The sequence below is a fragment of the Streptomyces sp. SID12501 genome, from assembly GCF_010550245.1.
Classification (GTDB): Bacteria; Actinomycetota; Actinomycetes; order Streptomycetales; family Streptomycetaceae; genus Streptomyces.
On record NZ_JAAGLU010000831.1, the window covers coordinates 1 to 415 of the forward strand.

General features: G+C 77.3%; 1 protein-coding gene. It reads left to right on the plus strand.

Going from position 1 to position 415, the window contains the following annotated elements; translation table 11 throughout:
- Window positions 1-415 (plus strand): phenylacetaldoxime dehydratase family protein (locus G3I71_RS48690; protein ID WP_164325402.1); only part of this gene is annotated, 415 nt, incomplete at both ends.

The following is a 415-nucleotide window of genomic DNA, read 5'->3' on the forward strand; positions in this document are numbered from 1 at the left end:
CCCGCGCACCGTCCCCGAGCGGCGGCCCCCCGGCCACCGGCCCCGGGCGCCCCGCTGGACCCTCGGTTTCGACGCGCCGCTCTCCCTGGTGACCAGCGACTACCTGGCGCTCCAGTGCGCCGGCCCCGACGACCCGGCCGTCGGCCCGTTCCTGGAGCGGGTCCGCGCCTGCCACACCGGGCGGGACGGCGCGGATGCCCCCGAGGCGTGGGAACTGCTCGCCTTCACCGACGAGGCGGGCCGCCACAACCTGGTCCACCTCGGCTACTGGCGGGACGCCACCGCGCACGCCCGCTGGCTCGCCACGGCCCCGCTGCCGCGCTGGTTCGCGGAACTCGACGCCGCAGCCGTGCCGTTCGGCGCCTGGCACGAGGTGGTGCAGGTGCCGCTGGACCGGGTGGAGACGATCTACTCC